This is a genomic window from Haloarcula pellucida, from assembly GCF_014647235.1.
GTDB classification, from domain to species: Archaea; Halobacteriota; Halobacteria; order Halobacteriales; family Haloarculaceae; genus Haloarcula; species Haloarcula pellucida.
Map to the genome: position 1 here is coordinate 119,694 of NZ_BMOU01000004.1, position 26,051 is coordinate 145,744.

Annotated in this window: 27 protein-coding genes; 13 read left to right on the forward strand and 14 right to left on the reverse strand. The window is 66.1% G+C overall.

The genetic code is table 11. The features are described from left to right. Positions 1 to 37: 37 nt before the first annotated feature. Positions 38 to 1,675 (reverse strand): sensor histidine kinase, encoded by a 1,638-nt coding sequence (locus tag IEY28_RS12670; protein ID WP_188998126.1) that lies wholly within the window; start codon positions 1,673 to 1,675, stop codon positions 38 to 40. Positions 1,676 to 1,824: 149 nt separating this feature from the next. Between IEY28_RS12670 and IEY28_RS12675 the strand changes: the two genes are divergently transcribed. The 4 genes from IEY28_RS12675 (at position 1,825) to IEY28_RS12690 (ending at position 5,192) form a co-directional block, all read left to right on the forward strand. Then, positions 1,825 to 2,463 (forward strand): 50S ribosomal protein L1, encoded by a 639-nt coding sequence (locus IEY28_RS12675; RefSeq protein WP_188998129.1) that lies wholly within the window; start codon positions 1,825 to 1,827, stop codon positions 2,461 to 2,463. A 1-nt stretch (position 2,464) separates the two neighbouring features. Continuing rightward, positions 2,465 to 3,508, forward strand: coding sequence for a 50S ribosomal protein L10 (locus IEY28_RS12680; RefSeq protein WP_188998131.1), 1,044 nt, complete (start codon positions 2,465 to 2,467; stop codon positions 3,506 to 3,508). Positions 3,509 to 3,526: 18 nt separating this feature from the next. Continuing rightward, positions 3,527 to 3,868, forward strand: coding sequence for a 50S ribosomal protein P1 (gene rpl12p, locus IEY28_RS12685; RefSeq protein WP_188998134.1), 342 nt, complete (start codon positions 3,527 to 3,529; stop codon positions 3,866 to 3,868). A gap of 97 nt (positions 3,869 to 3,965) precedes the next feature. Then, a complete protein-coding gene (locus tag IEY28_RS12690; protein ID WP_188998137.1) occupies positions 3,966 to 5,192 on the forward strand; it encodes a tripartite tricarboxylate transporter permease in 1,227 nt (408 codons plus the stop codon). On the opposite strand, the gene corA is transcribed toward IEY28_RS12690, so the two are convergent. From corA to IEY28_RS12720, 6 genes are all read right to left on the reverse strand, one after another. Next, the gene (gene corA / locus IEY28_RS12695; protein ID WP_188998140.1) at positions 5,187 to 6,164 is read right to left on the reverse strand and encodes a magnesium/cobalt transporter CorA; all 978 of its coding nucleotides are present in this window, start codon (positions 6,162 to 6,164) and stop codon (positions 5,187 to 5,189) included. The genes IEY28_RS12690 and corA overlap by 6 nt on opposite strands. Next, entirely contained in the window at positions 6,161 to 6,331 is a 171-nt protein-coding gene (locus IEY28_RS12700) for a hypothetical protein (RefSeq protein WP_188998143.1), read from the reverse strand. The genes corA and IEY28_RS12700 overlap by 4 nt, the downstream gene beginning before the upstream one ends. 51 nt (positions 6,332 to 6,382) lie before the next feature. Continuing rightward, the gene (locus tag IEY28_RS12705) at positions 6,383 to 7,018 is read right to left on the reverse strand and encodes a DUF6517 family protein (protein WP_188998148.1); all 636 of its coding nucleotides are present in this window, start codon (positions 7,016 to 7,018) and stop codon (positions 6,383 to 6,385) included. A gap of 48 nt (positions 7,019 to 7,066) precedes the next feature. After that, positions 7,067 to 7,564: a hypothetical protein gene (locus IEY28_RS12710; RefSeq protein ID WP_188998151.1), complete on the reverse strand. Its 498-nt coding sequence runs from the start codon at positions 7,562 to 7,564 to the stop codon at positions 7,067 to 7,069. 115 nt (positions 7,565 to 7,679) lie between these two features. Beyond that, on the reverse strand, positions 7,680 to 9,164 hold the full coding sequence (gene cysS, locus IEY28_RS12715; protein ID WP_188998156.1) for a cysteine--tRNA ligase: 1,485 nt from the start codon (positions 9,162 to 9,164) through the stop codon (positions 7,680 to 7,682). A gap of 63 nt (positions 9,165 to 9,227) precedes the next feature. Continuing rightward, entirely contained in the window at positions 9,228 to 9,713 is a 486-nt protein-coding gene (locus IEY28_RS12720) for a DUF7523 family protein (protein WP_188998169.1), read from the reverse strand. Positions 9,714 to 9,828: 115 nt separating this feature from the next. Between IEY28_RS12720 and IEY28_RS12725 the strand changes: the two genes are divergently transcribed. Continuing rightward, the gene (locus tag IEY28_RS12725) at positions 9,829 to 9,987 is read left to right on the forward strand and encodes a hypothetical protein (protein ID WP_188998173.1); all 159 of its coding nucleotides are present in this window, start codon (positions 9,829 to 9,831) and stop codon (positions 9,985 to 9,987) included. A 92-nt stretch (positions 9,988 to 10,079) separates the two neighbouring features. On the opposite strand, the gene IEY28_RS12730 is transcribed toward IEY28_RS12725, so the two are convergent. Then, positions 10,080 to 11,498, reverse strand: a complete 1,419-nt coding sequence (locus IEY28_RS12730; protein WP_188998177.1) for an FAD-binding oxidoreductase — start codon at positions 11,496 to 11,498, stop codon at positions 10,080 to 10,082. A gap of 148 nt (positions 11,499 to 11,646) precedes the next feature. On the opposite strand from IEY28_RS12730, the gene IEY28_RS12735 reads away from it, so the two are divergent. The 3 genes from IEY28_RS12735 to IEY28_RS12745 all read left to right on the forward strand — a co-directional run bounded on the left by IEY28_RS12735 (position 11,647) and on the right by IEY28_RS12745 (position 14,698). After that, positions 11,647 to 12,561: a helix-turn-helix transcriptional regulator gene (locus IEY28_RS12735; protein WP_188998181.1), complete on the forward strand. Its 915-nt coding sequence runs from the start codon at positions 11,647 to 11,649 to the stop codon at positions 12,559 to 12,561. Positions 12,562 to 12,643: 82 nt separating this feature from the next. Further along, positions 12,644 to 13,525 carry a CbiX/SirB N-terminal domain-containing protein gene (locus IEY28_RS12740; RefSeq protein ID WP_188998184.1) on the forward strand — a complete coding sequence of 294 codons (882 nt, stop codon included), beginning with the start codon at positions 12,644 to 12,646 and terminating at the stop codon, positions 13,523 to 13,525. 93 nt (positions 13,526 to 13,618) lie between these two features. Then, a complete protein-coding gene (locus IEY28_RS12745) occupies positions 13,619 to 14,698 on the forward strand; it encodes a DR2241 family protein (RefSeq protein ID WP_188998189.1) in 1,080 nt (359 codons plus the stop codon). On the opposite strand, the gene IEY28_RS12750 is transcribed toward IEY28_RS12745, so the two are convergent. The 3 genes from IEY28_RS12750 to IEY28_RS12760 all read right to left on the reverse strand — a co-directional run bounded on the left by IEY28_RS12750 (position 14,695) and on the right by IEY28_RS12760 (position 17,164). After that, positions 14,695 to 15,252, reverse strand: coding sequence for a DUF7524 family protein (locus IEY28_RS12750; protein ID WP_188998192.1), 558 nt, complete (start codon positions 15,250 to 15,252; stop codon positions 14,695 to 14,697). The two genes, IEY28_RS12745 and IEY28_RS12750, sit on opposite strands and share 4 nt — an antisense overlap. Positions 15,253 to 15,377: 125 nt before the next feature. Next, on the reverse strand, positions 15,378 to 15,572 hold the full coding sequence (locus tag IEY28_RS12755) for a methytransferase partner Trm112 (RefSeq protein WP_166971241.1): 195 nt from the start codon (positions 15,570 to 15,572) through the stop codon (positions 15,378 to 15,380). Between the two features lie 215 nt (positions 15,573 to 15,787). Further along, complete coding sequence (locus IEY28_RS12760; protein ID WP_188998195.1) at positions 15,788 to 17,164, reverse strand: adenylosuccinate synthase; 1,377 nt, start codon at positions 17,162 to 17,164, stop codon at positions 15,788 to 15,790. 186 nt (positions 17,165 to 17,350) lie between these two features. On the opposite strand from IEY28_RS12760, the gene IEY28_RS12765 reads away from it, so the two are divergent. Further along, on the forward strand, positions 17,351 to 17,656 hold the full coding sequence (locus IEY28_RS12765) for a hypothetical protein (RefSeq protein WP_135304560.1): 306 nt from the start codon (positions 17,351 to 17,353) through the stop codon (positions 17,654 to 17,656). Between the two features lie 18 nt (positions 17,657 to 17,674). Here IEY28_RS12765 and IEY28_RS12770 read toward each other — a convergent pair whose 3' ends face one another. Continuing rightward, the gene (locus tag IEY28_RS12770; RefSeq protein WP_188998198.1) at positions 17,675 to 20,011 is read right to left on the reverse strand and encodes a DUF7527 domain-containing protein; all 2,337 of its coding nucleotides are present in this window, start codon (positions 20,009 to 20,011) and stop codon (positions 17,675 to 17,677) included. A 183-nt stretch (positions 20,012 to 20,194) separates the two neighbouring features. On the opposite strand from IEY28_RS12770, the gene IEY28_RS12775 reads away from it, so the two are divergent. The 4 genes from IEY28_RS12775 to IEY28_RS12790 all read left to right on the forward strand — a co-directional run bounded on the left by IEY28_RS12775 (position 20,195) and on the right by IEY28_RS12790 (position 23,290). After that, positions 20,195 to 20,590 (forward strand): DUF7541 family protein, encoded by a 396-nt coding sequence (locus tag IEY28_RS12775; RefSeq protein WP_188998201.1) that lies wholly within the window; start codon positions 20,195 to 20,197, stop codon positions 20,588 to 20,590. A gap of 48 nt (positions 20,591 to 20,638) precedes the next feature. Continuing rightward, the gene (locus IEY28_RS12780) at positions 20,639 to 20,962 is read left to right on the forward strand and encodes a DUF6684 family protein (protein WP_188998204.1); all 324 of its coding nucleotides are present in this window, start codon (positions 20,639 to 20,641) and stop codon (positions 20,960 to 20,962) included. Between the two features lie 65 nt (positions 20,963 to 21,027). Next, positions 21,028 to 22,806 carry a cytochrome c oxidase subunit I gene (ctaD, locus tag IEY28_RS12785; RefSeq protein ID WP_166971249.1) on the forward strand — a complete coding sequence of 593 codons (1,779 nt, stop codon included), beginning with the start codon at positions 21,028 to 21,030 and terminating at the stop codon, positions 22,804 to 22,806. A gap of 205 nt (positions 22,807 to 23,011) precedes the next feature. Beyond that, positions 23,012 to 23,290: a DUF7520 family protein gene (locus IEY28_RS12790; protein ID WP_166971251.1), complete on the forward strand. Its 279-nt coding sequence runs from the start codon at positions 23,012 to 23,014 to the stop codon at positions 23,288 to 23,290. A gap of 22 nt (positions 23,291 to 23,312) precedes the next feature. Here IEY28_RS12790 and IEY28_RS12795 read toward each other — a convergent pair whose 3' ends face one another. Both IEY28_RS12795 and IEY28_RS12800 read right to left on the reverse strand, forming a co-directional pair. After that, positions 23,313 to 24,191 carry a hypothetical protein gene (locus IEY28_RS12795; RefSeq protein ID WP_188998207.1) on the reverse strand — a complete coding sequence of 293 codons (879 nt, stop codon included), beginning with the start codon at positions 24,189 to 24,191 and terminating at the stop codon, positions 23,313 to 23,315. Positions 24,192 to 24,261: 70 nt separating this feature from the next. Continuing rightward, on the reverse strand, positions 24,262 to 25,965 hold the full coding sequence (locus tag IEY28_RS12800; RefSeq protein ID WP_188998211.1) for a methylmalonyl-CoA mutase family protein: 1,704 nt from the start codon (positions 25,963 to 25,965) through the stop codon (positions 24,262 to 24,264). Positions 25,966 to 26,051 lie beyond the last annotated feature (86 nt).

The following is a 26,051-nucleotide window of genomic DNA, read 5'->3' on the forward strand; positions in this document are numbered from 1 at the left end:
GAGTGCCGACAGGGCTCGAAGCGTGCGACCGGCAGACCTACCCTTCCTCGTCGCCGTCGACCGGCACCCGAACGGTGACCGTCGTCCCCTCGCCATCCGGCGTCGAGACGGCTATCGATCCGTCCAGTGAGTCGACCAGCCACTTGACCAACCAGAGCCCCAGTCCGCTCCCGTGGGCCGTCGGCGTCTCTTCGAGGTTCCCGACCAATAGCTCGCGTTCGGTCTCGGGCATCCCCGGCCCGTCGTCGCTGACCGCGATCGCGACTGTCTCGTCCGCCCGCCACGCGTCGAACGCGAGGTGGCGCGTGCCGGGCGGTTGGTCGTTGTGTGCGATGGCGTTCTCGCCGAGTTCGGTGAGGACGATGGGGAGACGACGCCCGCCGTCGACGACCGCGGCGTCAGCCACCGACGCCTCGACGGTCGCTTCGGGATACCTCGTCCGTAGCGAGTGGGCGACGTCCTCGATGACGGTCCGCACGTCGGCAGGAACCGGCGTCGCTGGCCGACCGTCGAGGAGTTCGTCGTGGATGGTTCGTGCGTGTTCGGTCGTCGCCATGAACGACTCCGCGCGACTGTAGATTCGCTCGGCGGAGCTTTGAACCGCCTCGTCGGTGTCCTCGGCGGAGAGGATCCGTTCCGTCGAGAGCATGATGACCGACATATCGTTGCGGAGGTTGTGTCGGAACACCCTGCTGAACACCGACAACTGGGATTCGCGTCGGTCGAGCGTCGCCGCGAGCGCATCGAACCGGTCGCTGATTCGCCGCCACTCCGTTGCCGGGCCGAGGTCCAGCGACGTGTCGTACTCGCCCGCTTCTAGTTCCCCGAGACCGTCAGAGAGCCGCTCTATCTGTTCGATGGTCCTGCGCGACGCCCAGACGCCGAGACTGGCGACGACGAGGAGCGTCGCCAGCACGGCCCCGACCTGTAGCCCGGTCGACTGGCGCAGGCGTCGTTCCAGCGGCGTCCGGTCGGCGGCGACGGTGACTCGCCACCCGGTGGACTCGACCGTCGCCGTCGCGGTGAGCGGGGCATCGAACTCCCGGGACTGGTCGTACAGCGTCGTGTCTGCACGGGTGGCGACACGCAGCGACCGCCCCGACGTGAGTGAGGCCGTCGCCCGCTCGAAGAAGTCCGTCGCAGTCAGGTGAAAGGCGGCGTTGAGCGTCCCGACGACGGTCCCGTTCGTTCGGATCGGTGCCGACAGAATGACGACGTAGTTGCCGCTCTCCGCCTCGAAGGGAGTACTGATGTGTGACTGCCCGCGCAGGGCTGTCTGCACGTACGTCCGATCACCGAAGTCCTGCCCGACCAGCGTGGCCCGGTCCTCCGGGGAGGCGTCCGCCGCGTCGAAGGCGGTCATCGTCCCGTTGGCGGCGACGACCGACGCTCCCTCGAACGCGGTCTGCCGGCGGAGCGTCGTGACCGCTCGCTGCTGGGCTGTCGAACCGTGGTCGGCGACGGCGTCGTTGCTCGCCCACAGGGCGACCGTCGACCGCTTCTCGCGCAACCGGGTGTCGATGTCGGTGGCGACGGTCCACGCGTCCGACTCGAGAGCCTGTCGCTCCTGTGTCGTAATCGCCGAGCGGTGGAGGGCGAACCCGGCGAACACGACCGTGGACAACACGAGGGCGACGACGAACAGGACGCCGAGAAACCCCGACCGGAGACGCATTACCTCGACCCATACTCCGTCGCGTAATAAACCGTGGGAGTGTCGGTTCGACGGCTTTAAGTGTCGCATTGGCCTCTTGCCGCACGAGACAGGCATCCGCCTGTTTCACTGACCCGTAGAAGCCGTTTGGCGTACTACGGAGGTGAACAATGGCAGACCAGGAAATAGAGAACGCAGTCTCTCGCGCACTCGAGGACGCACCTGAGCGGAACTTCCGCGAGACGGTCGACCTCGCTGTCAACCTGCGCGATTTGGACCTAAACGACCCGTCGAACCGCGTCGACGAGTCCGTCGTTCTGCCTGCCGGCACCGGTCAGGAGACCAACATTGTGGTCTTCGCCGAGGGCGAGACAGCCCTTCGTGCCGAGGAGGCAGCAGACGACGTACTCGACGAGGACGAACTCGAGGAACTTGGAGGCGACGACGACGCCGCCAAGGACCTCGCCGATGCAACTGACTTCTTCATCGCAGAGAAGGACATGATGCAGGACATCGGTCGATACCTCGGGACCGTCCTCGGCCCGCGCGGGAAGATGCCGGAACCGCTCGACCCCGACGACGACGTCGTCGAGGTTATCAACCGCATGAAAAACACCGTGCAGCTGCGCAGTGGGGAGCGGCGGACGTTCCACACGCGCGTCGGCGCCGAAGACATGTCCGCCGAGGACATCGCCGACAACATCGACGTCATCGTACGTCGACTGCACGCCGACCTCGAGAAGGGGCCGCTCAACATCGACACCGTCTACGTGAAGACGACGATGGGCCCCGCCGTGGAGGTGGCCTGATATGAGCGCTGAACGCAAGACAGAGACCATCCCCCAGTGGAAGCAAGACGAGGTCGACTCCATCGTCGAGATGGTCGAATCCTACGAGAGCGTCGGCGTCGTCAACATCGCCGGGATTCCGTCCCGACAGCTCCAGGACATGCGCCGTGACCTCCACGGCACCGCGGAGCTCCGGGTCTCCCGGAACACGCTGCTCCGACGCGCCCTCGAGGAAGTCGACGACGGCCTCGAAGACCTGACGCAGTTCGTCAGCGGGCAGGTCGGCCTCATCGGCACGAACAGCAACCCGTTCTCGCTGTTCCAGGAACTCGAAGCGTCGAAGACGCCCGCGCCCATCGGCGCCGGCGAAGTCGCCCCGAACGACATCGTCATCCCCGAGGGTGACACCGGTGTCGACCCGGGCCCGTTCGTCGGCGAACTGCAGGCTATCGGTGCCGACGCCCGCATTCAGGAGGGGTCGATTCAGGTCCTCTCCGACTCGACGGTGCTCGACGCCGGCGAGGAAGTCTCGCAGGACCTCGCGAACGTCCTCAACGAACTGGGCATCGAGCCCAAAGAGGTCGGTCTCGACCTGCGCGGCGTCTTCGCGGACGGCGTCCTCTTCGAACCCGAGGAACTCGAACTCGACGTCGAGGAGTACGAGCAGAACATCCGTGCGGCCGCCGGGCAGGCGTTCAACCTCTCGGTCAACGCCGGCTACCCGACCGCACAGACCGTGCCGACCATGCTCCAGTCCGCGAGCGGCGACGCCAAGAGCCTCGCGCTGCAGGCCGCCATCGAGGACCCCGAGGTCGTCCCCGACCTCGTGAGCAAGGCCGACGCACAGGTCCGAGCGCTCGCCTCGCAGATCGACGACGAAGAGGCACTGCCGGAGGAGCTCCAGGACGTGGATGCCGCCCCGGCCACCGAGGAATCGACTGACGACCAGACCGAGGACACCGCATCCGAGGACGACGCCGACGACGCCGAGGCCGCCACAGACGAGGCCGAGGACGACGATGACGACGACGAAGACGCCGGCGACGCGCTCGGAGCGATGTTCTAACACCACCACTACAGAACAATGGAATACGTATACGCTGCACTCATCCTGAACGAATCGGGCGAAGAGATCAACGAAGACAACCTCACCGACGTGCTCGACGCCGCTGGCGTCGACGTCGAGGAGTCCCGCGTCAAGGCCCTCGTCGCCGCCCTCGAGGACGTCGACATCGAGGAGGCCGTCGAACAGGCCGCTGCCGCACCCGTCCCCGCCAGTGGCGGCGCCGCCGCGCCCGCCGAGGGCGAGGAGAGCGCCGACGAGGACGACGACGAGGCCGAGGAAGAGGCCGCAGACGAGGACGACGGCGACGACGACGAGGACGACGAGGCCAGCGGCGAGGGTCTCGGCGAACTCTTCGGCTAACTCGGCAGTACTCGACCAGCATTTCTTTCGCGAACGTCCGACCAGCGACGGCGCTGTCGACCCGACGTTGAAGTAGGAAGCCGGGACCAGCGAGCGTATGCTCCCGGTCAGACTGACGGCAGAGCCGCTGGCAGTCGCGGGAGTGGTGCTCGCGATAGCGGGTGGGGTCTGTCTCGGGTGCGCAAGCGGCCTCGTGCCCGGCCTGCACGCCAACACGCTGGCGCTGTTACTCGCGGCGACGGCTGGACAGATTCCCGGACCGCGCGTGTACGTCGGCGCGGCCATGCTGGCGGCCGGCGTGACACACACCTTTCTCGACGTCGTGCCGGCGCTGGCACTCGGCGTCCCCGACCCGGCGATGGCCGCCGGAGCACTCCCCGGACATCGACTCGTCGTCGAAGGTCGAGGCCGCGAAGCACTCCGCCTGTCGGCGCTCGGAAGCGCCGGGGCCGTCCTGCTCGCGGCCCCGCTAGCACTCCCGGTTACGGCCGTCATGACGCGGCTGTATCCAGTCGTCTCCGCGCACCTCTCGCTGGTGCTAGCCGGTATCGCGGCGCTGCTCGTCGTGACAGAACGCGGGCCGCGTCGACGGGTCGGCGCACTGGTGTCGCTCGGGTCGAGCGGCGGCCTCGGCCTCCTGTTTCTCGACGCGCCTCTCTCCGGTGTCCTCCCGGTCGCCGACGTCCTCGTCCCATTGTTCGCCGGGTTGTTCGGTGCGCCGGTGTTGCTCGCTGCAATCGAAGGCGATGGCGTCCCGCCGCAGGCCGACCCGGCGGTGACGACGCCGCGACGGACGGTTGCGACGCTGGCGACAGTCGGCACGCTCTGTGGGGCCGTCGTCGGCTACCTCCCCGGTGTGTCGAGTGCTATCGCGGCGACCCTGGCGTTGGGGGTAACGTCGACACGCGGGCCGCGAGCGTTCGTCGTCACGACGAGCGGTGTCAACACGGCCACGGCGGTGTTCGCGCTGTTCGCGCTCGTCACGTTCGGTGACCCCCGAACCGGAGTCTTAGTCGCACTGGACCGAGCGAACGTACCGCTCGCACTCCCGGTGTTGGTGACTGCCGTCGTCGTCGCCGCCGTCGCCGGTGCCCTGCTGGTCCCGTGGCTCGGCGACCGCTATCTGCGGACGGTCGGCCGACTGGACCCTGCGTGGCTCTCTGTGTCCGTGTTGGCCGCGCTCCTCGTCCTCTCCGGCGTGTTCGCTGGTCACATCGGTGTCGCCGCGTTCGGGGCCGCGACGCTCGCCGGCCACGTCCCGCCGCGCTTTGACTGCCGGCGGGCGACGCTGATGGGGGTCCTGCTCGTCCCCCTCATGTTATAGGTAACCCCGACGGCGAAAGTGAACGAGCATGACGGCCACCATCAACGTCATCCCCAGCAGAGTGGCTGGATACCCGTACGTCCAGCCGAGTTCGGGCATGTTGTAGGCGCTCTCGCCGAAGTTCATGCCGTAGACGCCGACGACGAACGTCAGCGGGATGAAAATCGTCGCGACGACGGTGAGTACCTTCATCACCTCGTTGGTCGACTGCGAGAGCGTGTTGAGGTAGATGTCCCGCGCACCGGAGACGAGGTCACGGTACGTCTCGGTCAGGTCGACTATCTGGACGAGGTGGTCGTGGACGTCGCGGAAGTACTTCTCCGTCTGTGGCTGTATCTGCTGTGGGTCGCCGCGGGCGAGGACGCCGATGGCTTCACGCGCGGGCCAGACCTGCTTGCGAAAGGACAGCAGGTCCCGGCGGACGTCGTTTATCTTCTCAAGCGTCTCGATGTCCGTCGAGACGGTGACTTCCTCTTCGATCTCTTCGATGTCCGTCTCGACGTCGTCAAGCAGGTCGAAGTAGGCGTCGACGACGACGTCGACGACGCGGTAGGCGGTGAAGTCGGGGCCGCGGTGGAGCAGGCGTTCGTCCCCGCGTTCGACGGCGTCCATCACCCGCTGTACCGGCTTGGCTGCCCCTGTAGACATCGTGACGACCCAGTCCCGACCGATGAAGATGGCAATCGGGGTGGTCCGTACCTCCTTCTCGAAGGTCGTCTCGCCGGGAGTGAGCGAGGCGCTCTTGATGAGGACGAACGTGTGGTCGGCGTACTCCTCGGTCTTGGCTCTGACGTCGCCCCTGACGTCGTCGATAGCCAGCGGGTGGAGGTCGAACGCTGCGACGACGGCGTCTATCTCGTCGTCGGTGGCCTCGGCGACGTGGACCCACGTCGTTCCGACGGCGCGGCGGGCGCTGGCGAGATCGTCGTAGGCGACGGCCGTCTCGTCGGCGTACACGAGTGCCGAAATCACGGTTCGCCCTCCGCTCGACCGGACCGGCCGACGGCGAGCGCCGTCAACCCGAACATGAGCGCGGTCAGCGAGAACGCACGACCCGGATAGGGCATCGTGACGCCCAGCACGTATCCGAGCACCCCGACGACGGTGAGTACAGCACCCATCAGCGAGACGGGTTGCATGCCCCACCAATCACGGTGCCGATAAAAAAGCGTACCCCCGCGAACGCCGAGTCAGTCTCCGCTGTGGGTGATGCCGCCGAACATCGTGTCGACTCTGGCACGCTCGTTTATTTGCTTGGGGTGGACCGCGAGGACGATCAGGACGTCGCCTTCGTGTTCGAAACTGGCGACGTGCATCCGGACGTCTATCTCCTGTCCCTGTACGGTCACAGTCCCCGAGAACATCCCGACGTCACGGGGTTCTCCGAGTACCTCGACGGTTCGGTTGCCCTCGGACTGCACGTCACCGACGCCGCTGGCACGACCCGCAAACTGTTCGACGACCCGCCGGTTCGACCACTGTGCGGCCGGGTTCAGCGTCTGTCCGGCGACTTTCGCGCCGGGTGTCGAGACGACGACGAACCGGGCCAACTGGAGACTCCCGACCGGTCCGAGGTCGACGCCGCGCTGATACTGCCTGACGTTGTTCACGACGCGAATCGTCCGGTTCTGCCCGGCGAACGTGACGTCGCGAGTGATGTTCTGTTCGGTCGAGTTCGTGAGTTCGTAGCCGGTCGATTCGAGCGCCGAATCCTCGACGGTCGCCGGTTCGGATTCGAAGGCGACCGTCTCGCCGGTTATGAGGCCCGTACATCCGGCGGAGACGACGAGGAAGGCGACGAGTGCGGAGAGCAGCGGCTTTCGCATTGGTGTTCGCTACGAGACAGTGGGGCATAAAAAAGCTGTTCGCCGACGTCACCCGAACAGGCTGACGATAGTGTTGATGACGACCCACTTCACGGCGTTCACGGTGCCGAGGCCGTCGATAGTGATGTCCCCGCCGGTGATGGCGTTCCGGAACGCCGTCGAGGGATCGTTCGACTCGACGATACCGGTCAACGTCGCCCGGTCGGTGGTCATCTTCATCGTCGCGTCGTCACGGGTGCCCTGTTTCAGTTCCTGAATCTGCAGGTCACCGTCCATCCGGAACGAGGCCGTGGCTTCCGTCCCGTTCGCGTCCGTCACGACGAGGTTCACCCGTTCGTCTTGCAACTGATCGCCGGCGACCCCGAGGTCGCTGGCGTCGACGTTCTCGTTGTAGACGCCGACCATGCCCTCTAACTCGGCGTACATCTCGTCGCCCCACTCCGGTTGGTCGCTCTGGGCGGCCACCGGACCGGCGGCCGACCCGAAGACGAGCGCGAACACGACCGCGAGCAGTAGTATCCGAGAACTGTATGGTACGGTAATCATGACGAATACATATGTATCTCGAAAGGATATAAATACGTACTGTCGGGGGATAGCACGCGTACGCAGCTGTTTTATTAGAGAAGTGTGCTGACGGTGACTGAACCGCGCCGTCGATTCAGAGGCGGTACGTCGGGCCGTCGTCCGTGTCCTGCACCTCGACGCCGAGCGCTTCGAGTTCGTCGCGCAACTCGTCGGCGCGTTCGTAGTTGCCGGCCGCACGCTCCTGTTCGCGCACGTCGAGGACGAGTTCCACGATGTCGCCGGCGAGTGCGACGTCGCTCTCCGCGTGTTCGTCGCCGAAGGTGAGCCCGAGGATGCCGGCCCCGAACTCCTCGAACGTTTCGACGGCCCGCCGCAGACCACGGTAGTCGTAGGCGTCGTCGTGGTCGTCGACGTGCGTGTTGACGGCGCTCGTGAGGTCGAGTAGCGCCGTCGTCGCCTCGCGAGTGTTGAAGTCGTCGTTCATCGCCGCCTCGAAGTCCGCGCGGACTGCCGCGACGGCGTCACGAAGCGTCTCGTCGGTCACTTTCGCGTAGGCGTCGACGCTGTCGCAGGCCTCGACCGCTCGCTCGTAGCCCCGCTGGAGGCGGTCCCAGCGTTCTTCGGCCTCGCCGATGGTCTCCTCGCTGTAGGTGGCCCGCGAGGAGTACGCCGTCGAGAGCAGGAACGTCCGCAACACGTCGGCCCCGAACTCCTCGACGGCGTCGGCGACGGTGAAGAAGTTCCCCAGCGAGGAGGACATCTTCTCGCCTTTCGTCTCCAGCAGGCGGACGTGAAGCCAGTAGTCGGCGAAGCGCTGGCCGGTCGCGGCCTCGCTCTGGGCCACCTCGTTCTCGTGGTGGGGGAAGACGAGGTCCTGCCCGCCGACGTGGACGTCGATGGTCTCGTCGAGGTGAGTCATCGACATGGCCGAACACTCGATGTGCCAGCCCGGTCGTCCTTCGCCCCACGGCGAGTCCCACGTCTGGGCCGTCTCGCAGGCCTCCTCGGCAGGTGCGGCCTCGGGATGGCGGTGCTCCTCGATGTCCTCGGGGTCGACGCCGTCGGCCTTCCAGAGGGCGAAGTCTGCCGGGTGGCGCTTCTCGATTTCGGCGTCCTCACCCTGTGCCTCGATGTCCTCGACGGTCTGGTTCGAGAGTTTGCCGTAGTCCTCGAAACTCGTCACGTCGAAGTACACCGACCCGTTGGCCTCGTAGGCGTGGCCGGACTCGACGAGTCGCTCGACGAGCGAGATGATCTCGGGGACGTGCTCGGAGACGCGAGGATACACCTCTGCCCGGTCGAGGTTGAGCGAGCGCATGTCCTCGATGACCTGCTGGATGTAGTGGCGGGCCACGTCCGCCTCGCTGTCGCCGTCCTCGCCGACGCGGGCGACTATCTTCTCGTTCACGTCGGTGAAGTTCTCGACGTGGCGCACGTCGTACCCCAGCCACTCCAACCAGCGACACATCACGTCGACGTGGACCCAGCCGCGAGCGTGGCCCAGATGCGGCGGGTCAGAGGTCGTGAGGCCACAGTAGTACAGGAGAACGGAGTCGGGGTCGCGTGGCTCGAACGGCTCTGTCTCGCCGGTCAGCGTGTTCGTCACGCGCAGCGTCATTGTCGAATCAGACTGTGTGGGGCCGCTTCAAGGCGTCGGAACCGGGCTGTGACGCCGCCCTGCTCAGCGGCCCACCGCGGCTTCGACGACCCGGAGCGCGTCGGGCCCGTCGCGTCGCTCGACGACCACCACGAGCGAGTCGTCGGCGACGCCGGCCGCCTCGACGGGGACCTCCGCGGCCCGCAACCGACCCAGCACGTCGCCGAGTGCCGCCGGTGAGAGGTCGCCGCTGGCGACGATGCCGGTGAGTGAGCCTGCGCCGTCTAGGAAGGCTGTGTCGCCCATCTCGAGAAGCACGTTCCCGTCGCTGCCGCCCCCGTCTGCTCGCCCGACTCCACTCCGCATCGAGACGCGGGCCTCGCTCTCGTGTGCCGGGTCGTCGGGCAGTTCCTCGGCGAAGCGACGCAGTGCCGTGGCGACGGCGTCCGTGTCCCCGTCGACGTCTAACGTCCGTGCGGCGGCGGTGTAGTTGACGACGCCGGCCCGAAGCGCGTCGTAGAGGGACGGGCGCGCTCGAACGGCCTCGCGAGTGGCGGCGGCGAGTGACATACCCGAGGCTCACGACGGCAGGTGCAAAAACCGTTCTATCGGACCTCCCAGTTACTGAGAACCGTCCTGTGGTATTGATAGGCGACCGGCCGTCTCTCCACACGAGGGAAGACAAATGGCCATCGCACAACGAGAGCGGGAGGCGTTCGGACACCCACTCGCACCGATAGAGCGCACCGTCGCCGGAATCGTCCTCGCTGTCGGTGTGGCGGGACACGCCGCGCTGGTCGGGGCCGCCGTCACGCTGGCGTTCCTGCTGCTAACGGCGCTGTAACCACCGGTTGCGTCGATTCACGACTCACCGACCCTGCTCGGAGAACCGACGACCCGTCAGCGGCGGGTTCGACAGCAAGTCGTCGTCGACGCCTATCCGGCGTGCTCACCGTCGCCCGACGGCTTGACGTTCTGGTTCAGCGCGAACAGGTTCGTCGGGTCGTACGCGTCTTTCACCGCGACGAGTCGGTCGTAGGCCGTCCCGAACGTCCTCGCCATCGTCTCGTCGTTGTCTTCGAGGAAGCCCGGGAAGTTCAGGTACACAGACCCGTCGGAGAACTGCCGCATGTCATCGAGACAGTCTCGGACCCACTGAACGTTCGCGTCGTCCATCGCCGGCTCCTCCCAGTTCGCCTCGACACCGAGCAAGAACGGCGCGTGTCGACCGGCGAAGGCGCTGTTCTCGATGCCGGTGTCGGTGATGGCACCGCCGAGTTCCCAGACGTCGACAGTCGACAGCGGTGAGGGGGCTTTCTCACCCCAGTACTCGATGCGGTCGATGGCCGGGTCCGAAAGGGCGTCGAGGTACAGCGACTTCCAGTAGTAGCGCATGCCGTCGGGGTAATCCGCATCAAGTATCTGCTGGAACTCTGTGTAGGGCCGTACCGCGCTGACGTCGACGAGCGGGTCCGCGAACTGTTGGAGGGGGGCAAGCACGGCTTCGCCCTCTTCGGGCGGCCCGGCGTAACACCCCATGACGGCGAACTTCAGGTCGCCGACGACGTCCGCGTCGAACAGGTCCTCGTCGTACATCACGCCCGTCGAAGTGAGCGTGCTCACGGTGTCGGGTGCCGTCTCGACGTACTCCCGGTACGCTCGCAGACACGACTTCGCCTCCGACCCGGAGTAGAAGACGAGCGCCGTGGCCACCTCCGGACCGGCGGGGTGGCAGTCGAACTCGAACGCCGTGACGACGCCGAAGTTCCCCCCGCCGCCCCGGAGCGCCCAGAAAAGGTCCGGGTGGGTGTCTTCGCTCGCGGTCACGAACTCGCCGTCGGCGGTGACGAGGTCGGCGGCCCGGAGATTGTCACAGGTCAGGCCGTACCGACAGCGGAGGTGTCCGATGCCGCCGCCGAGGGTCAGGCCGGCGACGCCGGTGTCAGAGACGACGCCGCCGGGGGTCGCCAGTCCGAACGCCTGCGTCTCGCGGTCGAGGTCGGCCCACGTCGCGCCCGCCTGCACCCACGCCGTTCGCTCCGCGGGGTCGACTCGCACGGCGGTCATCTCGGAGAGGTCACAGACCACGCCGTCGTCACAGACAGCGGTCCCGGCGACGTTGTGGCCGCCACCGCGAACTGCGAGGGGCACGTCCGCTTTACGCGCGAACGCTACCGTCTCGATGACGTCTCTAACGCCCGCACACCGGACGATGGCAGCGGGGTGTTTGTCTATCATCCCGTTCCAGACGGCCCGGGCGTCGTCGTAGGCGTCGTCGTCCGGTCGAATCACCGCCCCGTGGACGCCGTCGGCGAACCGCTCGACTCCCGGGAGCGTCTCGTGTTCCTGACTCATACTCGAACGGACGCCGTGTGGGCTGTTAGCCTCATTCGTCACCGAGCGTTCGGCGGAGTGAACGCCGTTTCGGCCCGTGAAACGCGTCTCGTGTCGTGGCGTAGCTAGAGTTACTACCGTGGGCCACCGTACCTAGCTAGAGAGACCCATGGCGACGGACCGAACGGACGAGACGACCGACGACGCGTCCGAGCGTGCGGAGCCATCGCCGGGGTCGCCGGTCCTCGAATCCGTCCTAGAGAACGCACGAACCCGTCGGTATCTCGGCGAGCGACTTGCGGCGGCGGACGAACGGGTCGGGACGGACTACCTCGGCGACATCGTCCGTCACGGGCCGGTCCTCGAAGCCCTCCTCGAACGGCCACTCGACCGCGGGGAGATAGAGAACCGACTCGACGTCTCGCGGGCGACCAGCCACCGGTTCACGCAGTGGCTCGACAGGCAGGGCTTCGTCGAGAAGGTCGACGGACGATTTCGACTCACCGGGCGCGGCCAGACGGTCGCGGAGGAAGTCCTCCGGTTCGAGGCGAACGTCCGGACCGCCCACCGCCTGACGCCGCTGCTGGACGCCATCTGTGACGACCATCAGGAGTTCGTCATCGAACCGTTCGTCAACGCCACCGTCACGACTGCGGCGCCCGAGGACCCCTACCAACCGGTCGAGCGGTTCGTCTCGCTCGTCCGGAACTCCGAGACCCTCCGCGGGTTCAACACCACCCACATGGCACCGCTGGTCCTCGGGCAGTTCCACCAGCAGGTGTTCGAGGCGACGGACACGGAGATCATCTATCTCCCGCACATCGCCGAGAAACTGTTCGAGACGTACCCGGAGCGGGCGAGCGAGGCCATCGACCGCGGCCACCTGACGCTCCGGACCCGCGACACGCTCCCGTACGGCCTCGCGATATTCGACGACCGGGTCGGCGTCGGCGGCTACGACGAGGAGACGGGACTGATGGAGGTGTTCGTCGACACCGACGACGCCGTCGCCCGCGAGTGGGCAGAGCGCGTCTTCGCCTCGGTGAAAGCCGACTCTGAACCGCTGGCGTCCGGTTCGGAGTGAGGGGTGCTCGGCCGACACCGGAGCGCCGGCGGTGTGGACCGCCAGCGAAGCCCCTAAGAGCGGTTCGTCCCAACGGCGTGGTATGGAAGAAGCGCTCGTCATCGCGGCCCACGGCTCGCATCTCAACGCCGAGTCGAGCACGCCGACGTTCTCACACGCGGACACCATCCGTGCGACCGGCGCGTTCGACGAGGTCCGGGAAGTCTTCTGGAAGGAGGAGCCGTCGTTCCGGGAGGGGCTACGCACCGTCGACGCCGAGGAGGTGTATCTGGTGCCGCTGTTCATCTCGGAGGGGTACTTCACCGAACAGGTCATCCCCCGGGAGTTCCGCCTCGACGAGTGGGACCCCGAGATGTGGGACTCCGACGGCACGAGCGCCACCCACGCGACGCTGACCGCCGACGACACCGGCCAGACCGTCCACTACTGTGGCCCGGTCGGTACTCACGACTCGATGAGCGACGTCATCGTCCAGCGGGCGAAGTCGGTCACGGACGACCCCGACGTGGGCGAGGGGTTCGGACTCGCCGTGGTCGGCCACGGCACCGAGCGCAACGAGAACTCCGCGAAGGCCATCGAGTACCACGCCCAGCGCATCGGCGAGATGGACCGCTTCGACGAGGTGCAGGCGCTGTTCATGGACGAGGACCCCGAGGTAGACGACGTCACCGACTACTTCGAGAGCGAGGACGTCGTCGTCGTCCCCCTCTTTATCGCCGACGGCTACCACACGCAGGAGGACATCCCCGAAGACATGGGCCTGACCGACGACTACCGGACCGGCTGGGACACCCCCGAAACCGTCGACGGCCACGACATCTGGTACGCCGGTGCCGTCGGGACGGAACCGCTCATGGCCGACGTAGTCCTCGAACGCGCCGCCGACGCGGGCGCCGACGTGAGCGGGGCTATCGAACAGGTCCGCGAGGAGACCGGCAACGGGAACCCGGCGACGGGTGACTAACCCGGCGACGGTCAGCGACTGCGTCTACCCGTAACAATCGGCAACAGACGGGCGAACCGGCTAACTTTTTCCGCGGGAGTCCCGTGGTTCAGTATGGACGAGGACTCCGTGGACGCGCTGGTGGCTACCGCGCCGGACGGTATCGATTTCGACGGCCTCCACGTCGGCCGCGAGGAAGACCGTTACACGTTCGAGACGCCCGAGGAGTCCCACGAAGACCTCGGCAAAGACGACTTCCGCTCGGTCGCGACGGACTCGCCCTATGCCGCCAACTGGTACTTCTGGCACGCCACCGCCCCACAGGCCGAGCCACGGTGGGCGTTCCTCCGGTGGCTGGAGGGTGCCGAGTCGGCGCCGGTCCCCGAGCGATACGACGCGCTCTCCGGCGGCCGCACGACCGAGTGGGGCGAACTCGCCGTCACCGTCTCACTGACCGAGGACGGCGGGCGGGTCTACGACCTCCGGCACGAGGCCGACGTCGGGACGGCGGTCGACGACCTGGACACGTACGAGGACCCGGCCGCCGCCCGTGACATCGCGAAACACGACGACCGGGGGCGGTACCGACCGCTCAAGACCGCACCCTCGCTCCAGCGCGGGTGGGCGTTCCCGTCGCTCGGCCCTGCCGCACTGCTCGAGGCCGTCCACACGTTCTACCCCGCGACGGTCCAGAACTGGTACCGCGAACGGGAGGGCGAACTGGACGTGACCCACTGGCACGAGACCGTCGAACGGCAGACCGGCATCTACGGCGTCGTCAAGACGTGGGACCGCGGCGAGGGGTACGAACACGTCAACTGGGTCGCCGAGGCCTGCTGTGACGACTCGCAGTGTCTGAAACGCCGCGAGTGGGGCTACGACGCCGACACCGACCTCGACGTGGACGGGGGCGACGGCGAGTTCCCCTGCCGGGAACCCTGCTCGCTCGTCGTCTCGGCCGCGCGCAAGTGGACCAAACTCGAAGCCGAGGAGCCCCAGACCTACGAGTTCGAGTTGACCCCCAGCGAGAAAGCGCAGGTCGAGGCCATCGTCGACGCCGTCGCCGACGGCCGGGCCGCCGACATCCGCGAAGCCGACACCGCCGACGGGGCGAACCGCTACCGGGCGCGCTTCCTCCGGGCGAAACTGTTCGACGACGACGGCAACCTCTGCGGCGTCGAGACCGACGATTAAGTCGCGAGCACGGCGTAGACCGTCACGAGGACGCCGACGACGACGGCGAGCGCCGCCAGCAACACCACCACGTTCTGGACGAAGAACGCGGCGGTGGCGGCCGCGAGCAGGGCGACGCCACCGACCACGAGCACCGGCACGTCGGGGACGTCGGCGAGGACGGAGTCGGATCCGGGTTCTGGTTTCGGCTGTGGTTTCGCGAGGTCCTCGTCGACTTCGACCGGGTCGTCGCTCCGGTCCGGTTCGGTGACCACGACGTCGACGTAGCGCGTCGTCGCGCCGTAGGCCGTGACGACTTTCAGTTTCCCGCGGACGGCCCCGTCGCGAGTCAGGGTCACCCGCACCCGGCGTTCGCTGTCTCGTTCGACGTGATGGTTGGGCGCTTCGATGCTTGCGAGACTGGAGAGCGCGTCGTCGAGGTGGAGGTGGACGTGCGTGGCTTCCCCGTGGTTGACCAGGCGGACGTCGAAGCTCTCGCTCGTCTCGAACGTCGTCGGTACCGCTAGCCCGTGGAGTTCGTCGCGGTTGACGTGGACGAGGAGCGAGTCAGGCACACCGGAATGTCGGCGGGGACACATAAAAAAGGTGCAGGGGTCTCATAGTGACTGTCGTAGATTGTTTCCGTATCGGGCTGACCCCGGGGTCGGCGCGTACCGATAAATCGCTACGACAGCCACTATCAGGCCGGGGCTTCGTCGCGCATGTCCGGCGGGAGGAGGTTCGGGATACCGTCTTCGATGGGGAACACCTCGCCACACTCCGTACAGACCAACTGTCCGGACAGAATCTCCTCGTCGTCGCGTTCCTCGACCTCGAGGTCGAGGTCGTGTTTGTCCAGCGGACAGCAGATGATGTCCATCAGGTCCTCTTTCATACACCTGCGTCGGTCCGGTAGCCCTAAAAGCGTACTGTCTGGCGCGAGGCGCGGAACTTCTCTTCACCCGGCTGGGCGTGCAAACTCGCGGGTGAGTCGCTGTCCGACCGCCTCGGTGGCGAGGTGAGAATCGAACCCGCCGAGAACGATTCCGAGTCCGACGAGAGCGGCCGCTGTCGGCCGTCGCGGGACCGCCAAAACGAGATACTGAACCGTTAGAACGGCGACTCGCGGACGATAGTCTCGCCGCGGCCCGGGCCGACGCCGATAGCGTAGGCCGGGGTGTCGAGTTCGTCCTCGATGTACTCGACGTAGGTCCGTGCGTTCTCGGGCAGGGCCTCGTAGCCCTCGCTCGCGACGGCGGCCGGGTCGAACGCTTCCCAGCCCTCGAAGGTACGGAGGTTCGCCTCACACTCCGCCCACTGCTCGGTGCGTGGGGGCATCGACGTCAGTTCCTCGCCGTCGAGCGTGTAGGTGTGGCCGACTTTCACTTCGTCGAGACCGGCCAGCACGTCGAGGTGGTTGATAGCGAGACCGGTGAACCCGGAGACGCGGGTCGCGTGTCGGAGCATGGGCATGTCCAGCCAGCCGACGCGTCGCGGGCGTCCGGTGACGGTGCCGTACTCGCCGCCCTCCTCGCGGATGTAATGTGCCAGTTCCTCGTTCTCGCCTGCTCCCTGTTCGTCGTAGCCGGGCGTGTCACCGACGACGCCGCCGAGTTCGGTCGGCAGCGGGCCACTCCCCACGCGCGTGAGGTAGCCCTTGACGATGCCGACGACTTCGCCGCCGCCGACGACGCCGGGACTGACGCCGGTCCCGACCGCGGCGCCGCCGGCCGTCGGGTTCGAGGACGTGACGTACGGGTAGTTGCCGTGGTCGATGTCGATGATGGTCCCCTGTGCCCCCTCGAACATGACGTTCTGGCCGTCCTCCATGGCCTCGGTGAGGAAGGCACCGGCGTTGACTGTCATCCCCTCCGCTTCGAAGCGGCGGCCGAACTCGCGGAACTCCTCGAAGAGTGCGTCGACGTCCAGCGCGTCGGGGTCCTCTAGGTCCTCGACGTCGAGGCCGTAGACGTCCTCGACGACGGCCCGCTTCTGCGGGACGACGTACTCGAGTCGCTCGCGAAGCACGTCGGCGTCGAGCAGGTCACCGACACGGACGCCGCGCCGGCCGGCCTTGTCCTCGTAGGTCGGGCCGATGCCGCGACCGGTCGTCCCGACTTCGTCGTCCGTCTCGCTCTTTACCTCTTCCTCGATACCGTCCAGTACGCGGTGGAACGGGAGGATGACGTGTGCCCGTTCGGCCACGCGTACGTCCGGGTCGAGACCACGGTTCTGCAGCGTATCTATCTCGTCGAACAGCGTTCGCGGGTTGACGACGCACCCGTTGCCGAGGACGCCGACCTTGCCGCGGATGGCTCCACTCGGGACCAGGGAGAGCTTGTACTCCTCGCCCTCGTGGACGACGGTGTGGCCGGCGTTGTCGCCACCCTGATAGCGCGCGACGACGTCCACGTCGTCGCCGTACAGGTCGACGATGCCGCCCTTCCCCTCGTCGCCGAGTTGTGAGCCGACGATGGTTACGGTCATCGCACGGACGTTCCGGCCACCGTGATAAACAGATTACGGTCCCTCTCGGCGCGGTTATGGGGGTGACTGTTTGGCATGGGAATCGTTACGACGCATTTAATACACACCTCTCCGAACCAAAAAACCGGCAAAGACGGGTACACGAGGGCAACTTTTAAACCCTGCAAACACAAGTTAACAATTGCCATGATAGACAGGCTTGAGAAGGAAGTCGACATGCTGGAGCGTCACTTGCAGGTGCTCCGCATGGTTATTGAGAACGAGCCTATCGGTATCGTGAAGATGTCCAACGAGACGGGCTACCCACACCACAAGGTGCGCTACTCGCTGCGCGTCCTCGAAGAGGAGAACCTCATCGAGCCCTCCAGTCAGGGAGCCATCACGACCGAGCAGACGGGCGAATTCGTCGACGACCTAGACGAGAAGATAGACGAAATCATCGAGAAGCTCGAAGGAATGAAAATCGAGGACGCGGCCGAAATAGAAGGCTAACGCGCTTTCCTCGTGTCGTCAGAGTTCCGGGACGGCGAGGTGGAACTCTTGATTTCGTGCCTCGAGGAGACAGAGGTGGTATCCGTCTTTCCGCGAGAGGTTCACGAAGCTTTTGCGCTTGTCTCGGCTGAACAGACCGCTGGAGGTCGCTTCTTCGGCGGTTTCGAGCGCTTCCGGCTCGAAGAAGCTACTGGTGACGAGAAACGCCGCCGCCAGCGAGTCAGAGGCGTTGCCCACGCGCTCTGCGTTCCGAACGATGTCGGTCATCTGCCCCTCGGTCGCTGGCTGACGGGAGTCGTTGATGTTCGCGACGAGCAGCGGGTTGCCCATCCGGTCGCGGACGACGACGTCGAACTGCTCCTGTGAGCGGTGTTCCTGCCCGTCTTCGGTGTAGGTGACCGTCACCTTGCCGTTCAGTTCGGCCCGGTCTATCTCGGGCAAGGCGTCGTACAGCACCTGCATCGCGCCCGCGTGGCCGGTGTCACGAATCTCGTACAGCAGGTTCCGAATCAGCCACTCGACGAACCGGTAGTGGATGCTGTCCTGAAGGAACGTCTCGAACTCGGTTCCCTCGACGGCAGCGTCGGTGGCGTCGAACTGGGTGTGATACTCCAGTCGGAGGTTCTCCTCGACCTGTGTCGGGTCGGCGTCCCCGTCGTGGGCCTGAGCGAGGGTCGCCTCGCCCTTCGAGTGGTAGCGTACGAAGAGGTTCGTCCCGTCGATAGCTTCGGCCCCGGACAGGCGTGTCCCGGCCGACGGGGTGTCTTCGCTCTGGGCCTCTGCGAGTCCGTCTTCGAGGCGTTCGATCTCTGTCCGTGCCGCCTCTAGCTCGGACTGAAGGCGGTCACGCTCGGCCCGTAGCTCCTCGTTCGTCGTCTCTAAGTCGTCTACCTCCGATTCGAGGCGGGCGATTTCGGCCTCCTTGCCGTCGAGTTCCGCTTCGAGGTCGGCCACTCGCTCCGGTGCAGGCGACGTCGGCGTCTGCGTCGTCTGGGTTGGTGCCTGCTCCGTCGTCGTGTGTGACGAGCGGTCCTCCGTGTGTTGGTCGCCCGTCGGTTGCGTGGCCGCGTCGTCGCTCGCGGCCGAGGTGTCCGGCGAGTTCGTAGACCGGTCGGGGTCGAGTGACGGAATCGCGCGTGTCTCGAGGTCCGCCGTCGTCGCTGCAGCGGCGCTTTCACCCCCGCTGTCCGCGCTCGGGCGCTGTGACGAGGACGCGTCCGGTCGCGACTGTGGCTCTGCGGGCGAGCGCTGCTCTCTCTGTGCCGGGTCGGGCTGTTGGGTCGGCTCCGAATCACGGGTGCGCTGCCGAGTTGCCGACGACGGATTCGGTGACTCCGTCGTGGACGCCTCGGCCGTCTGTGCGTCTGGCTCTGCCGACTGTGGCTCGGCGCTCGCTTGCTCCGCTACGTCGTCACGGCCCTGTGACCGACGCTGCCGGGACTGCTCGGTCGCGGTCCCCGCGTCCGTCGTCTCGGGGTCCGTTGTCCGATTCGCTGCGGCGCCCTGGTTCGCACCGGCGGCTTTCGACCCCGGTGGGCCACCGGCGGCCGGTCCCGACCGACGGTCGGCGGTCGACTCACCCGTGTCTGGTTCGGCGACGTCGCTGTCGGACGTCGAATCCGGGGGCTGTGTCTCTCCTGCTGGTTCGGCGACGTCGTTGTCGGACGTCGAATCCGGAGGCTGTGTCTCTCCTGCTGGTTCGGAAACCGGTCCCTCGTCGGTCGACGAGGGGTCGGCCGACGAGGCGTCGTCGATGGCGGTACCGTCGCTCGGAGCCTGTCCATCGGTCACATCGGCGGCGTCTGCTGCCGTCGACGGTTCCGGAATCTCGACGGGCGAGATCTCGGCGGGTTTGACCTCGTAGATGCCCACTTCGTCGTCTGCCTGTTCGAAGGCTTCGTCGTCGGTGATGAGTCGCTCGGCGCTCCCGACCCAGGCGACGCTCATCGAGCGACCCTGATGATAGACCAGATAGTAATCGCCAGAGAGAACGTTCTCGGAGAGTTCGACGAACCCGGTGAAGTTCCCGTCGGAAAGCGTCCGGTCGACGTCGGCTATCGACGTCTCCTGCGTGTAGTACTTCGCGCGGACCTCGTCGTTTCGCTCTTGCATCACTGCGAGAAGCGGAAGCGCGTCGTGTGGTGCTTCCCGGGCAGTTCCACTGTCGGTCTCGAAGGCTTCGATGTCGCCGTCTATGATACCGATGACCGTCCCGTTCAACATGAACAGCCGGGTGGGGCCAGCGACGACGGCACCGGAGAACTCCTGGTCTGCGAGTGTCCGGAGCCCCTCGTACCCGCCGTCGAAGGGCACCGAGTCCCACTCTGAAACCAGTTCTACCGTCTGCGTACTCATTACCTTCATCAAGCCGGATGGCAGACAAATAGTTTGTGCCCCGTCAGACACGTGTCTCTACGGTGATCGGTTTCGCCGAGAGACGCGGACGTGACCGGCGGTCTCGGCTCCGCTCGCCACCGACACGCACGGGGATCACGGAGAGTCCGATGGGCATATGCCGGCCGAGACCGAACGGCGGGTATGGAAGAGCAACCGGGGTTGAGCGACCAGTATCGGATGTCGAGTCCGTGGCCGGTGTTCGTCGCTCTGGGACTAGCGCTCTCGGAAATCGGTGTCTTCATCGGGCTGTTCCCGGTCGCGGTGTTCGGCCTCATCCTCTTTGGCGGGAGCATCGCCGGTATCCTCACCGAGTCTGGCTACGCGACTCGCCCGTGGCCGACGCTCGTCGGGGTCGGCGTGTTGCTCGTCTTGCTCGCAGCGCTCGTCGCCGTCCTCCAGTTACCGACGTCGGCGTTCACGCTCGCGAACGTCGGCGAAGGACCGCTGTTCACCCGTCTGGTCGCGGTCGTCGTCGCCGGTGCCGTGATGGTCGCGATGGGCGGGGCCGGGTCCGTCGTCGAACAGACCAAGGTCTGAGCGAAACCAACAGCCTATTTACTGGCCTACGCCAACGCCGAGTCATACATGGCACTGTTCGGGTTCGAAAAGGACACCCTGCTCGACCTCACCGTCAACGTCATTCCACTGGGCATCATCCTCTTTTTCATCGCGGCGTTCGCGGTCGTTCCCGCGTTCGGCACGGACCCCGTCTTCAGCGGGCTTCAGTTCGCGCTGATGATCTCGATGTTCCTCCTGTTGGCGGTGCTGACCTATTACGCTGGGCGAGCGATCGAAAACGCAGAGCACGCACAGGAATCCCTCGAGGAAGCCAGCGCGGTGAACGAGCCGGAAGACGAAGTCGCCGAGTTCGAGGACGAAGACGCACCCGGCGAGCTCGAAGACGAGTAAGCCGAATCAACCGCGGGCACCGCGGAACCGACCCTTTCATTATCGGCCAGTCCTGACGTGCGACCATGGCAGCAGGAGATCTAGTGCTGACGGGGTTGATGGCCGTCCTCCTCGTCGGTATCGCCGCGCTACTCACGCGCATCGAGAACTGGCGGTCGTACACACCGCTCGCGGGCGGCGGTACCGCGACCGGCGAGACCGTCATTCACCGTGAGAAGCCCGCAGGTATCGTTCGCTGGTTAACGACAGTCGACCACAAAGACATCGGCATCCTCTATGGCGTCTACGCCGTCATCGCCTTCGCCGTCGGTGGCATCATGGCGATGCTCATCCGCCTTCAACTCGTCACTCCCGGAGGGGCGCTGCTGGGGGCGAACGCCTACAACTCCATTCTGACGAGTCACGGCATCACGATGCTGTTCCTGTTCGGGACGCCCATCATCGCGGCGTTCGCGAACTACTTCATCCCGCTCCTCATCGGGGCCGACGACATGGCGTTCCCGCGCATCAACGCCATCGCGTTCTGGCTCCTCCCGCCGGCGGCCCTGCTCATCTGGGCCGGGTTCTTCCTCGCACCGGTCACCGAGAACATGATCGAACCCGCACAGACGGCGTGGACGATGTACACGCCGCTGTCGGTCGAACAGACCAACCCCGGCGTCGACCTGATGCTGCTGGGCCTGCACCTCTCCGGCGTCGCCGCCACGATGGGTGCGATCAACTTCATCGCGACCATCTTCACCGAGCGTGACGACGACGTGAGCTGGGCGAACCTCGACATCTTCTCGTGGACGATCCTGACCCAGTCGGCGCTCATCCTCTTCGCGTTCCCGCTGCTGGGCAGCGCCATCGTCATGCTCCTGCTGGACCGCAACCTCGCGACGACGTTCTTCGCCGTCGAGGGCGGTGGCCCGCTGCTGTGGCAACACCTGTTCTGGTTCTTCGGCCACCCCGAGGTGTACATCCTCGTCCTCCCGCCGATGGGCCTTGTGAGCCTCATCCTGCCGAAGTTCGCCGGCCGGAAACTGTTCGGCTTCAAGTTCGTCGTCTACTCCACGCTGGCTATCGGCGTACTCTCGTTCGGCGTCTGGGCACACCACATGTTCTCGACAGGGATGGACCCGCGCCTGCGGGCCTCGTTCATGGCCGTCTCGCTGGCTATCGCTATCCCGAGCGCCGTCAAGACGTTCAACTGGATCACGACGATGTGGAACGGGCGACTCCGCCTGACGACGCCGATGCTGTTCTGTATCGGCTTCATCTCGAACTTCATCATCGGCGGCGTCACCGGCGTCTTCCTCGCCGCGATTCCGGTCGACCTCATCCTCCACGACACCTACTACGTCGTCGGCCACTTCCACTACATCGTGATGGGGGCCATCGGCTTCGCCGCCTTCGCCGGCATCTACTACTGGTTCCCGGTGTTCACCGGGCGGATGTACCAGCGCACCCTCGGGAAGGCCCACTTCTGGCTCTCGATGGTCGGAACGAACCTCACGTTCTTTGCGATGCTGGCGCTGGGCTACCTCGGGATGCCCCGCCGCTATGCGACCTACCAGTTCGACGGCGCTATCGCGCCGCTGGCACAGGTCGAGACGTACCACCTGCTGGCCACTGCCGGCGCGCTCATCCTGTTCGTCGGTCAGCTCATCTTCGTCTGGAACGTCGTCCAGTCGTGGCTCGAAGGCCCGAAGGTCGAGGACGGCGACCCGTGGAACCTCGAGCGCGACGGGATGCTCGACCGCGAGTTCCAGTGGTTCGACCGCAAACTCGAGACGACCGTCACGGACGGCGGTGAAGAAGAGGAGCAATCCGCACTGACCGGAGCGCGTAGCGACGACTGAAGACGGTCATTTTTCCTCGCGCTAGTCCCGCGCTGTTCGCGGAAGCGATCTATCGCTCAGGCGCCGGAGACGAGCACGATAGCCGTCACGAACATCATCACGGCGATACCGGCGAGGACGACGAACAGCAGTTCTTTCTGACTCATAGGCAGGCTACGGGCCGGAAGTGAAAAAGGCTAATCGTCTCGGTCACCTACCTGCGGGCATGAGCGAGCAACCGGTCGGGCGGTCCGGTGAACGAGTGGTCGTCCAGTTGTACGTCGTCATCGTCGCCCTCGCTGGCGTGATGGGGTTCGTGCTGGGCAACATCCGCCCGTCCGACCTCGAACCGGAACTGTTCGGGGTCATCGCACTGCCGCCGACGCCACTCGGCGTCGCCATCTACGGTCTGGTCACCGTCGGTCTCGGCCTCGGCGTGTTGCTGGCGCTGGTGGTCTACATCTCCCGACACACGGACGACGACGGCCAGCGCGAACGACAGTAGTTCGCCGTCGCCCGCCGTCTTTTCAGTCGATGTGAACCATCTCTCCAGCGTCGAGTGCGAACCGTTCCGGGACGCTGTCCCTCGTGGCGTAGTGGTACAGTGCCGTCGAAACGGGACCGCGTACGAGTCCACGGAGGAACGCCGTGAGAGCGAAGCCGCCGAGGAAGACGGCGACGGCGAGGAACGCTGCCTGCGGCAGGCCGGGTGCGACCGGAAGGACGCCGCTGTCGACCGTGAAAACGCCGAGCACTTGGCCGACGACGACGCCGACCGCGGTCGCGATTCCGAGGCACCCCGCGAGGTACTCGAACGTCCTCGCACCGTAAACAGTGAGGACCGCACTCCCCCATTGGTCGGTGATGGCACCGTCTATCCGAGTGACGAGCGTGCTGGCACTGCGGTCCTCGATGGCTAGCGCCGGGGGGAGGAACGTCCCGAGAACGTCCGACCCGACTCGGAGGCTCCCGGTATCGGTCACGTAGCCGGCGAAGAACGTTCCCGTGACGGCGAGCGCACCCAGAGAGATGGCCGGCAGTCGACGGACGGCGTAGGCCAGTCCCGAACCCGGCGTCGGTCGAGTGCCCTGCAAGAGTGCGTGCAGTTCGTAGCAGTACGCGACGTCGAGGAGGACGACCAGTATCGGGCCGACGACGTACAGCGAGAACAGACAGCTCCCGACGACGAGCAGTAGCGTCGGGATACCTATGGGAACGTCCGGTCCGATGCCGTCGACGGGTGACAGCGCGATGGCTCCGACGGCGACGATAGCGAGTGTCCCCGACAGCGCTTTCAGCACCGGGTAAAGGAGCGGTGCGGGATACCGGACAAGTAGACGGACGGTCCCAACGACGAGTCGTAGCTGCTGTGCGATTCCCGGCCTCCTCTTGGTCGTCTGTCCCATAGCGCGGGCTCGCTCGGTATGCGATATAAACCTCCGGAGCGGCTATCGTGGCCTTCCTCGCCGACCGGCCTCAGGCGACGCCCGCCGTCTCTCGGTAGGCACCGTACTCGGATTCGAACACGGCCATTATCTCGCCCATCGTCGCGTACGCCTTCACGGCGTCGACGATGGCCGGCATCACGTTCTCCCCGGCGTCGACGGCCGCCCGGACGTCGTCGAGTGCGGCCTCGACGGCCGCGTCGTCACGGTCGGCCTTGACCGCGTCGAGGCGGTCCCGCTGGCGGCGCTGGACGTCCTCGTCGACGGTTAGCACGTCCGGCTCGGTGTCCTCCGCGACGGTGTAGGCGTTGACGCCGACGACGACCTCGTCGTCGTCCTCGACGCGTCGCTGGTACTCGTAGGCCGAGTCCTGTATCTCCCGCTGGAAGTACCCCTGCTCGATGCCGGCGAGGACGCCGTCACGGACCGACCCGTCGCCCAGTTCGTCGCGGACGTGGTGGATGTAACTCGTGGCCTTCTCCTCTATCTCGTCGGTCAGTGCCTCGACGGCGAAACTCCCGCCGAGTGGGTCGACGATGTCGGCCGCCCCGGACTCCTCGGCGATGATCTGCTGGGTTCGCAGGGCGACCCGGACGGCGTCCTCCGAGGGCAACGCGAGCGCCTCGTCGAAACTGTTGGTGTGGAGGCTCTGGGTCCCGCCCATCACGCCGGCGAGTGCCTGAATCGTCACGCGGACGACGTTGTTGAGTGGTTGCTGGGCGGTGAGCGACTGTCCGGCGGTCTGGGTGTGGAACTTCAGTTGCTTGCTGGCGTCGGCCTCGGCGTCGTACCACTCGTCCATCACGCGGGCGTAGATGCGTCGGGCCGCACGGAACTTCGCCACCTCCTCGAAGATGGCGTTGTGGGAATTGAAAAAGAAGGACAGCTGCGGGGCGAACTCGTCGACGTCCAGTCCCCGGTCGAGACAGTCCTCGACGTAGGCGAACCCGTCGGCGAGCGTGAACGCGAGTTCCTCGACGGCCGTGGCGCCGGCCTCGCGGATGTGATAGCCGGAGACGGAGACGGGCTTGAACTTCGGCGTCTCCTCGCAGGCGAACTCGATGACGTCCGTGACTAACTTCAGCGAGGGTTCCGGCGGGACGACCCACTCTTTCTGTGCGATGAACTCTTTGAGCATATCGTTCTGGAGGGTGCCACGAATCTCCTCGCGCGGGACGCCCTGCTGGTCGGCGATAGCGAGGTACATCGCGTAGACGACCGGTGCGCTGGGGTTGATAGTGAACGACGTGGACACCGCACCGACGTCGATACCGTCGAAGAGGCGTTCCATGTCCGCCAGCGTGTCGACGGCGACGCCCTCCTTGCCCACTTCGCCGTCGGCCATCGCGGCGTCGGAGTCGAGTCCCATCAGCGTCGGCATGTCGAACGCCGTCGAGAGACCGGTCTGGCCCTCCTCGGTGAGATAGTGAAACCGCTCGTTGGTCTCCTCGGCCGTGCCGAAGCCGGCGAACTGCCGCATCGTCCACTGGCGGCCGCGGTACATCGTCGGGTAGACGCCGCGTGTGTACGGTTCCTCGCCGGGGAACCCGATGTCAGTCTCGTAGTCGGTGTCGGCGACGTCGAGCGGGGTGTACAGGCGATCTACCTCCAGATTCGAGACGGTCGCGAACCGCTCGCTGCGCTCACCGTAGGCGTCGAGTACCGGGTCGAGTGTCTCGCGCTCCCACTCGCCTTTGGCGTCCCGAATGCGCTGGAGGTCCTCCTCGTCGTACATACCGCGCCATATGTCACCAGTCCGCAAGAGTGTTCGGGCGCGGCCCCCGCTCCGTCCGCGACGACGGCGTCGGACGGTCGGAGATG

What these genes read in the sequence shown, in the direction of transcription:
- IEY28_RS12700 (WP_188998143.1), bottom strand. Translation starts at nt 6,331, where the DNA reads ATGCAACCCGTCTCGCTGATGGGTGCTGTACTCACCGTCGTCGGGGTG.
- IEY28_RS12760 (WP_188998195.1), bottom strand. Translation starts at nt 17,164, where the DNA reads ATGACCGTAACCATCGTCGGCTCACAACTCGGCGACGAGGGGAAGGGC.
- IEY28_RS12745 (WP_188998189.1), top strand. Translation starts at nt 13,619, where the DNA reads ATGGACGAGGACTCCGTGGACGCGCTGGTGGCTACCGCGCCGGACGGT.
- IEY28_RS12710 (WP_188998151.1), bottom strand. Translation starts at nt 7,564, where the DNA reads ATGATTACCGTACCATACAGTTCTCGGATACTACTGCTCGCGGTCGTG.
- cysS (WP_188998156.1), bottom strand. Translation starts at nt 9,164, where the DNA reads ATGACGCTGCGCGTGACGAACACGCTGACCGGCGAGACAGAGCCGTTC.
- IEY28_RS12780 (WP_188998204.1), top strand. Translation starts at nt 20,639, where the DNA reads ATGGCACTGTTCGGGTTCGAAAAGGACACCCTGCTCGACCTCACCGTC.
- IEY28_RS12765 (WP_135304560.1), top strand. Translation starts at nt 17,351, where the DNA reads ATGATAGACAGGCTTGAGAAGGAAGTCGACATGCTGGAGCGTCACTTG.
- IEY28_RS12690 (WP_188998137.1), top strand. Translation starts at nt 3,966, where the DNA reads ATGCTCCCGGTCAGACTGACGGCAGAGCCGCTGGCAGTCGCGGGAGTG.
- IEY28_RS12790 (WP_166971251.1), top strand. Translation starts at nt 23,012, where the DNA reads ATGAGCGAGCAACCGGTCGGGCGGTCCGGTGAACGAGTGGTCGTCCAG.
- IEY28_RS12795 (WP_188998207.1), bottom strand. Translation starts at nt 24,191, where the DNA reads ATGGGACAGACGACCAAGAGGAGGCCGGGAATCGCACAGCAGCTACGA.
- rpl12p (WP_188998134.1), top strand. Translation starts at nt 3,527, where the DNA reads ATGGAATACGTATACGCTGCACTCATCCTGAACGAATCGGGCGAAGAG.
- IEY28_RS12800 (WP_188998211.1), bottom strand. Translation starts at nt 25,965, where the DNA reads ATGTACGACGAGGAGGACCTCCAGCGCATTCGGGACGCCAAAGGCGAG.
- IEY28_RS12755 (WP_166971241.1), bottom strand. Translation starts at nt 15,572, where the DNA reads ATGAAAGAGGACCTGATGGACATCATCTGCTGTCCGCTGGACAAACAC.
- IEY28_RS12770 (WP_188998198.1), bottom strand. Translation starts at nt 20,011, where the DNA reads ATGAGTACGCAGACGGTAGAACTGGTTTCAGAGTGGGACTCGGTGCCC.
- IEY28_RS12735 (WP_188998181.1), top strand. Translation starts at nt 11,647, where the DNA reads ATGGCGACGGACCGAACGGACGAGACGACCGACGACGCGTCCGAGCGT.
- IEY28_RS12775 (WP_188998201.1), top strand. Translation starts at nt 20,195, where the DNA reads ATGGAAGAGCAACCGGGGTTGAGCGACCAGTATCGGATGTCGAGTCCG.
- IEY28_RS12680 (WP_188998131.1), top strand. Translation starts at nt 2,465, where the DNA reads ATGAGCGCTGAACGCAAGACAGAGACCATCCCCCAGTGGAAGCAAGAC.
- IEY28_RS12720 (WP_188998169.1), bottom strand. Translation starts at nt 9,713, where the DNA reads ATGTCACTCGCCGCCGCCACTCGCGAGGCCGTTCGAGCGCGCCCGTCC.
- ctaD (WP_166971249.1), top strand. Translation starts at nt 21,028, where the DNA reads ATGGCAGCAGGAGATCTAGTGCTGACGGGGTTGATGGCCGTCCTCCTC.
- IEY28_RS12725 (WP_188998173.1), top strand. Translation starts at nt 9,829, where the DNA reads ATGGCCATCGCACAACGAGAGCGGGAGGCGTTCGGACACCCACTCGCA.
- IEY28_RS12670 (WP_188998126.1), bottom strand. Translation starts at nt 1,675, where the DNA reads ATGCGTCTCCGGTCGGGGTTTCTCGGCGTCCTGTTCGTCGTCGCCCTC.
- IEY28_RS12675 (WP_188998129.1), top strand. Translation starts at nt 1,825, where the DNA reads ATGGCAGACCAGGAAATAGAGAACGCAGTCTCTCGCGCACTCGAGGAC.
- IEY28_RS12705 (WP_188998148.1), bottom strand. Translation starts at nt 7,018, where the DNA reads ATGCGAAAGCCGCTGCTCTCCGCACTCGTCGCCTTCCTCGTCGTCTCC.
- IEY28_RS12730 (WP_188998177.1), bottom strand. Translation starts at nt 11,498, where the DNA reads ATGAGTCAGGAACACGAGACGCTCCCGGGAGTCGAGCGGTTCGCCGAC.
- IEY28_RS12740 (WP_188998184.1), top strand. Translation starts at nt 12,644, where the DNA reads ATGGAAGAAGCGCTCGTCATCGCGGCCCACGGCTCGCATCTCAACGCC.